At 31.0% G+C, this 7,001-nt stretch carries 3 protein-coding genes; 1 reads left to right on the plus strand and 2 read right to left on the minus strand.

Annotated elements, in window-relative coordinates:
* Positions 1–301 precede the first annotated feature (301 nt).
* Positions 302–2,563 carry a glycogen/starch/alpha-glucan phosphorylase gene (locus FYJ33_RS09445; RefSeq protein WP_154531500.1) on the plus strand — a complete coding sequence of 754 codons (2,262 nt, stop codon included), beginning with the start codon at positions 302–304 and terminating at the stop codon, positions 2,561–2,563.
* A gap of 277 nt (positions 2,564–2,840) precedes the next feature.
* On the opposite strand, the gene FYJ33_RS09450 is transcribed toward FYJ33_RS09445, so the two are convergent.
* Positions 2,841–4,931: a fibronectin type III domain-containing protein gene (locus FYJ33_RS09450; RefSeq protein WP_154531501.1), complete on the minus strand. Its 2,091-nt coding sequence runs from the start codon at positions 4,929–4,931 to the stop codon at positions 2,841–2,843.
* A gap of 282 nt (positions 4,932–5,213) precedes the next feature.
* Positions 5,214–6,707 carry a transposase gene (locus FYJ33_RS09455; protein ID WP_154531502.1) on the minus strand — a complete coding sequence of 498 codons (1,494 nt, stop codon included), beginning with the start codon at positions 6,705–6,707 and terminating at the stop codon, positions 5,214–5,216.
* Positions 6,708–7,001: the final 294 nt, after the last annotated feature.

Raw genomic sequence — 7,001 nt, forward strand, 5'->3', positions numbered from 1 at the left:
AAGGCAAAAGCTATTAATAGCTATGTCATATTACCTTTATACATCAAAAGTTTGATTCATATGTTAGACTTAGAAATCGTAAGTGTGTTGAAGTGCAACGTGGTATTTATAGTAAGACAAGACCTAACTTAGCAATAGAGTAAATGAAAACGATATTAAAAAACTAAGTATTTTTTCATTTTGCATCATAAATATACAATAAAAATAAAAAATGTACAAAACTACTTTGTAAAAATTTATATAATAAAATCATAAGGCAATTGCAAAAAAAATTTAATTTTTATATAAGGAGTCGAGTACTATGGTTGAAAAGAAATTAGCCGAAATTCTTGAAAAAAGATATGAAAAAACAATTAAAGAAGCAAGTAATGAAGAAATTTATTTAGCTCTTTTAGAACTTACTAAGAAGAGCATAAAGAATAAGGGTACAAATAAAGGTGACAAGAAATTATACTATATTTCAGCAGAATTTTTAATAGGAAAACTATTATCTAACAATCTTATTAATTTAGGACTTTATGATGATGTAAAGAAAACTTTGGCTGAAAATGGCAAAGATTTGACTGAAATAGAAGAAATAGAATTAGAACCTTCTTTGGGAAATGGCGGTCTTGGAAGACTTGCAGCATGTTTCCTTGATTCTATAGCTACTTTAGGATTAAATGGTGATGGTGTTGGTTTAAATTATCACTTTGGATTATTTAAACAGGTATTCAAAGATAACAAACAGGACACAGAAAAGAATCCTTGGATAACAAAAGAAAGCTGGTTAAATAAAACAGATATTAAATTTACAGTACCATTTGCAGGATTTAATGTTACTTCAACTTTATATGATATTGATGTAACAGGATATAATCAAGCATGCAATAAACTTAGATTATTCGATATAGATACAATAGATGAAACATTAGTTGAAGATGGAATCAATTTTGATAAGGAAGATATAAAGAAAAACTTAACTTTATTCTTATATCCAGATGATAGTGATGATGCTGGAAGAATCTTAAGAATATATCAACAGTACTTCATGGTAAGTAATGCTGCACAGCTTATTTTAATGGAAGCAGAAGAAAATGGATATGACCTACATAAGTTAAATGAACATGTAGTAATTCAGATAAATGATACACATCCATCAATGGTAATTCCTGAATTAATTCGTCTTCTTGGAATAAAGGGAATACCTATGAAAGAAGCTATTGATATAGTATCAAAGACTTGTGCATATACTAACCATACAATATTAGCTGAAGCACTTGAAAAATGGCCAATAGATTTCTTACAGAAAGCAGTTCCTCAATTATTACCAATAATAAGAGAACTTGATAATCAGGTAAGATTAAAATATGATGATGAAAGAGTTTATATTATAGATGATGAAAAACGTGTTCATATGGCAAATATGGACATTCATTATGGATTCAGCGTAAACGGTGTTGCAGCACTTCATACTGAAATACTTGAAAAGGTTGAATTAAAGCCATTCTACGATATATATCCAGAAAAGTTCAATAACAAGACTAATGGTATAACATTTAGAAGATGGTTATTACACTGCAACAATGAACTTGCAAACTACATCACTGAACTTATAGGTGAAGACTACAAGACTAATGCAGACAAGCTTCAGGATTTAGGAAAGTTCGTAAATGATAAAGCGGTATTAAATAAGCTTGCTGAAATCAAACAGCATAATAAGACTGCTTTAAAGAAATACATTAAGGAAACTGAAGGCATTGATATAGATGATCATTCTATATTTGATATTCAGATAAAGAGACTTCATGAATACAAGAGACAACAGATGAATGTTTTATATATCATCAATAAGTATCTTGAAATAAAAGATGGGAAATATCCTACAACTCCAATAACTATGATATTTGGAGCAAAGGCTGCACCAGCTTATATAATTGCACAAGATATAATTCATGCTATACTTTGCTTACAGCAGATAATTGATAACGATCCAGTAGTAAGCAAATACTTAAAAGTAGTTATGGTAGAAAACTATAATGTAACAAAGGCTTCTAAGTTAATTCCAGCTTGTGATGTTTCAGAACAAATATCTCTAGCATCTAAAGAAGCAAGTGGTACTGGTAACATGAAGTTTATGCTTAATGGTGCATTAACTCTTGGAACTGAAGATGGTGCTAATGTTGAAATACATCAATTAGTTGGAGATGGAAACATCTATATCTTTGGTGAATCTAGTGAACAGGTTATAGAGCATTATGAAAAAGCAGATTATGTTTCAAAGGAATATTATGAAAAAGAAAACATCAAGGAACTTGTTGATTTCTTAGTAAGTGATGAAATGTTAGCTGTTGGAGATGAAGAAAATCTAACAAGATTATGGAAAGAATTAATTAATAAAGATTGGTTTATGACTTTACTTGATATTGAAGACTATATAAAGACAAAGGAACAAGTTTTCAAAGATTATGAAGACAGAGAAGCTTGGAACAAGAAAGTTCTAGTTAATATCAGCAAAGCTGGATTCTTCTCATCAGATAGAACAATAGCAGAATATAACAGAGACATTTGGAAGTTGAAATAATTTAAGTTAACTCCTTTAAAGACAAATTAATATATTGAGCTCAGTATGAATGTATGATTAAATCTTTGTTTTTGTGAATTTACTGTACTGGGCTCATTTTTTGTTAATTTTGAAATTGATAAATTAGCTACTTCTAATAGTTAAGAACTTGATATATTGTGCCAGTTAATGAAGTGAAGATCATGTAATGAGGTATGCGTAGATAATAGTTCATACAGTTAAATAAAAAGACTCCTGCCACAAAAGAGTAGACAGGAGTTGTTTTTTTACAGTCTAATTACTGTTGGTTCTTCTTTTTCTTCATATAAACGCTATCTGCTGCGATAACACCTAAAATAATCAGGATTACAGCCACTGAAGCTATTGTTACGTCATTTATTACAGAGCCTGTTTTTGGCATAGCTACTGTTGATACTGATTTTGTTTTATCAGCAGCTGCTTTTGTTACAGTTTGTTTGCCCAAATTCGTAGTATCATTTTTGACATCAGCTTTATTTGATGATGTAGACACGGCTTGTTTCTTGCTACTATTTTTATCAGACTGTGGTTCATTGTTTATGTCGTTTTTAGAATTATCAGCTGCTGTGTTGTTTGAAACATTTTTTGTATCATCACCGATTTTAATTCCTTTAAATGCTGAAATCATGTCTGAAGTTATTCTGCCAGTAAAATCTACTAATACACAGTTTGATATATTATTATAAGAAACATCAATTCCTTGTTTGTATAGTGAGTCAGCATTTATTTTACTGCTGTCATTATTTAGAGTATCAGCTGTTGTGAACTTATATGACTTTTTATTTACTGTAAGAGTAAGTGATTTATTATCATAAGTTCCGCCATAATACTTAGAAATTAGTGATAAATCTATATAAGCTTTTTTATTATTAATTGTTACATCATAGTTGTCTTGAACTGTTCCGGCAATAGAAAGCTTTGTTTTATCGAACTTTTTGATATTCATCTTTGTACTGTTAGCAGGATTATCCTTGTCAATTGTCAATGAATCAACTTTTACTGGTGCTTTATAAAGCTTATTATTTTTATTTGAAGATGACGTATCGATAATGTTGTATTTATAAGCATCTATTGTCAGTTTTCCATCATTTATAGATACAACTTCGTATGAAGGACTATCCTGACAGTCTATGAAAGAAGCATCCCAGATTTTATTGTTAAGGTCTGTATAATACTTATTTCCGCTTCTGCCTGTTACATAATATACAGTTCCTTTTGCGTAATCTGTATTGTATGTGCTACCTTTAATTGCATAAGATCTGGAAAGACCATGATCATGACCGTTGAAGACAACATCTACATGATGCTTTTCGATAACTGGTGTTAAGATATCTTTAATAGCAGGGTTGTTTCTAGTCTTTTTATTATAATAGGGTGTTTTATGAAACATTACAAAATTCCATTTCTGCTTACTGCCTGCAAGATCTTTATCAAGCCACTCAGCCTGTGCAGTAAGGAATGTGTCATCATTTGAAGCTTCTTCATCTATCTGACTGTCAAGAACAGCTATATGTGCATTACCATAATTAAAAGAATAAGATTGGCTCAGATGACCAAATGATCCATTCTGTGGAGTCTTAAACTGGCTCACAAGATTTTTTGGAGAACCGCTATCATTGTCGCTTACATGATAAGTTTCATGATTGCCCTGGACTGCCATTTCAGGAAGTTTGTTAATGACACCGTCAGCTGCATTAAACCAGTTATCCCAGTGCATATAGCTCTCTCCGTTCTCCACAAGATCGCCCATATTCATCATGAAAGAAGAATCTTTATTGTTTTCATAAGCAGCTGTTACTGTATTATGCCATGGAGTATATTGGGGATTTTCTTTAAGACCACTTTGTGAATCACCGAATATTAAGAATTTAAAATTTGTAGTATTTTCTTTTTCAGTCTTAAAAGTGCTTACTGAACTCATCTTTTCATTGCCATCTTTATCAATGCCGATAATTTGGTATTCATACTTAGTGTTTGGAGATAAATTATTTAACTCAGCACTGTACACAGTCTGAGAGCCTTCAGTTGTTTTATTTCCTGTTTTGCTTGTAAGTTTTTCAGTCTTGATGTTATTGAATGAAGACCATACAGTACTGCCTAATTTTCTATATTTGAGCTTAGCTGATTTGTTTGTGGAGATAGTTCTCCAGGAAATAGTCTGAGTTGTTTTTGGGTTGTTAGTCCAAGATAAAATAATATGATCTGGTGTAGAGGTAGAATTAAGATTTTCATCAACAGCAGTGCTGCTATAAGATACCTCAGATCCCTTAACAGTATAAGAACTTACTGATGAAACCATAGTTCCAGCCAGTGTTAATGGTATTAGTAGCGATAATATCCTTTTTTTCATTGTTTCCTCCTGAAAATTTAAATTATTTTTCAGATTTATCTTAACTTTACAATGTTAATTTTAATGTAGATAATATTAATATTACCAAAAACAATGTTAAAAATACGTAATTTATATAAGTATGAGCACTCACGGAAACTAAATTAAAAATTGAGTGAATGAAAATTTTATTTATTTTTTCTGTGAAGCTTCAATATATAACATGGTACTTGTAAAAAAAGGTATAGCAAACAAACCTGCAATATGCAAGTTTTAAAAAAATTACATTTTTTATCGGAGTGCTTAATGCAATAAGTTTATTAAATTAAATTTACTGTCTTTAAGTCGTGCATCTAAATGGATATTAATTGATGCAATCATAGTCATAAAAGAATAATGCTTTTTTCCTCGTATTCTTAGTGAATGAATTTTATAATCATTAAGAATACGGTTATTGATACGCTCAGAACAAGTTCTAATTTTATATATTGTTTTCCACTGCTTTGAATCTCTTGGAATCTTAGTGAATAAACGAAGATCCCAGCTTGGTTTAGTATGGATTACTCTGCCGTAAGGCGAAGGCGAACAATTATTAGAACATGAGCAGCTAGATATTTTTTTGCATGCCAATGGGCATCGCCATTTTATACGTGAACGGCTTTTTTCAAAGCCATCATAAATCATTTCATGGCCGCCTATGCATATTGGAACTCCCTTTTCTGTAACAGTTAAGGAAGGTGGATATTTTGAATTGCCTTTGTTTTTGGTATTCAAATCAATAACGGGATTAATGTTCCATTTGGAGCATAATTCATATGTTGGATAGTTATCGTTGGCTGAATCAAGTAGGTAATTTGATACTGGGAACTGCGGTAACAGTTCTCTGAATTCAGCTAATGCAACTATTCCAGTAACACTATCATGCCTGCTCGCTTCAACAAAGCGAAGATATAAAGGCAAGTCAGTTTTTAAATTTTTGTTATATGTAGAAAGGGTATATAGTGTATAGCCATAGAACCATTGAGATTCATGGCTATCCCAACCCCAAGTAGCTTCAATATCAGATAGCTTACGAGCACATTTACAGTCATAAATTCCTTTTTGCCTACAGTCACATGTTTTATGACCATAGTAAGAAGAATGACAGTGTACACAAGTGCCGTCACCGGCAATCGTAAGATTATTTTGATCAATTAAATTTAATGAAAAAGAAGGCTCAACAGCTACCATCGCAAAAATTTTTTGAAGTAATTTTTCGGCTCTATTGTTAAATGAGCGGCCTTTTTCAAAAAAGTCAGCAATACGCTTTACTATACCAGGTCTTTTATTAGGAAGTTTATTGTTTTTGCCAGGTGATTTTGTTTTGGCAGGTTTCTTTTTATAACTAACAGGACGTTTTAAGTTTTCCCTGTGAGTTTTTAAATCTGCAAGCCATAGCCTTGAAATGAAGTCATAATGTGCACCTAATGATGGTGTATTATCGCTAGCGCAGCCGATACAAATTGCTAATAAAGAGTCATTTTTAAGTTTATTGACCCATTTAGTTATGCTTGTTTCTTTTTGAAAAAGCATTAAAGAAAATGAGCGAAATATTTCAGGTTGAAATTTAGCTGGTCTGCCAGTTTGAGAATAATAAGGTTTTAATATCTCACCTAATATATCCAAATCAAGACAATAAAGTTTTGAAATAGTAGATTCCATTTCGATAACTCTACTTGGATTAGATTTTAATATTGGTTTGAGATTTGAAATAATAAATTGCTGATATTCAGCATGAGATCTCCAATTTTTTAACATAATACACAACTCCTAAAAAGTATTTCTAGGAATTGTGGCCGCAAATTTCTAATGATTTGTCAAGTTATTTTGCTAAAAAATTGGGGGGAAATTAAGAAAAAATAAATTTATCAAAAGAGTAAGCATGGGACTTATGGAGTTTCCGTGAGTGCTCAAGTATAAAAAAAGGGGCCGTCTCAGAATGATTGAAAAATCATTCTGAGTATGGCTTATTTTTTTGAATATTTTTATTCTATGCATTAATTTTTATGTAATTTATGGGTAAAAATATATTTTTAAACACAACAAATAAAA

The sequence above is a fragment of the Inconstantimicrobium porci genome, assembly GCF_009696465.1.
Lineage (GTDB): Bacteria > Bacillota > Clostridia > Clostridiales > Clostridiaceae > Inconstantimicrobium > Inconstantimicrobium porci.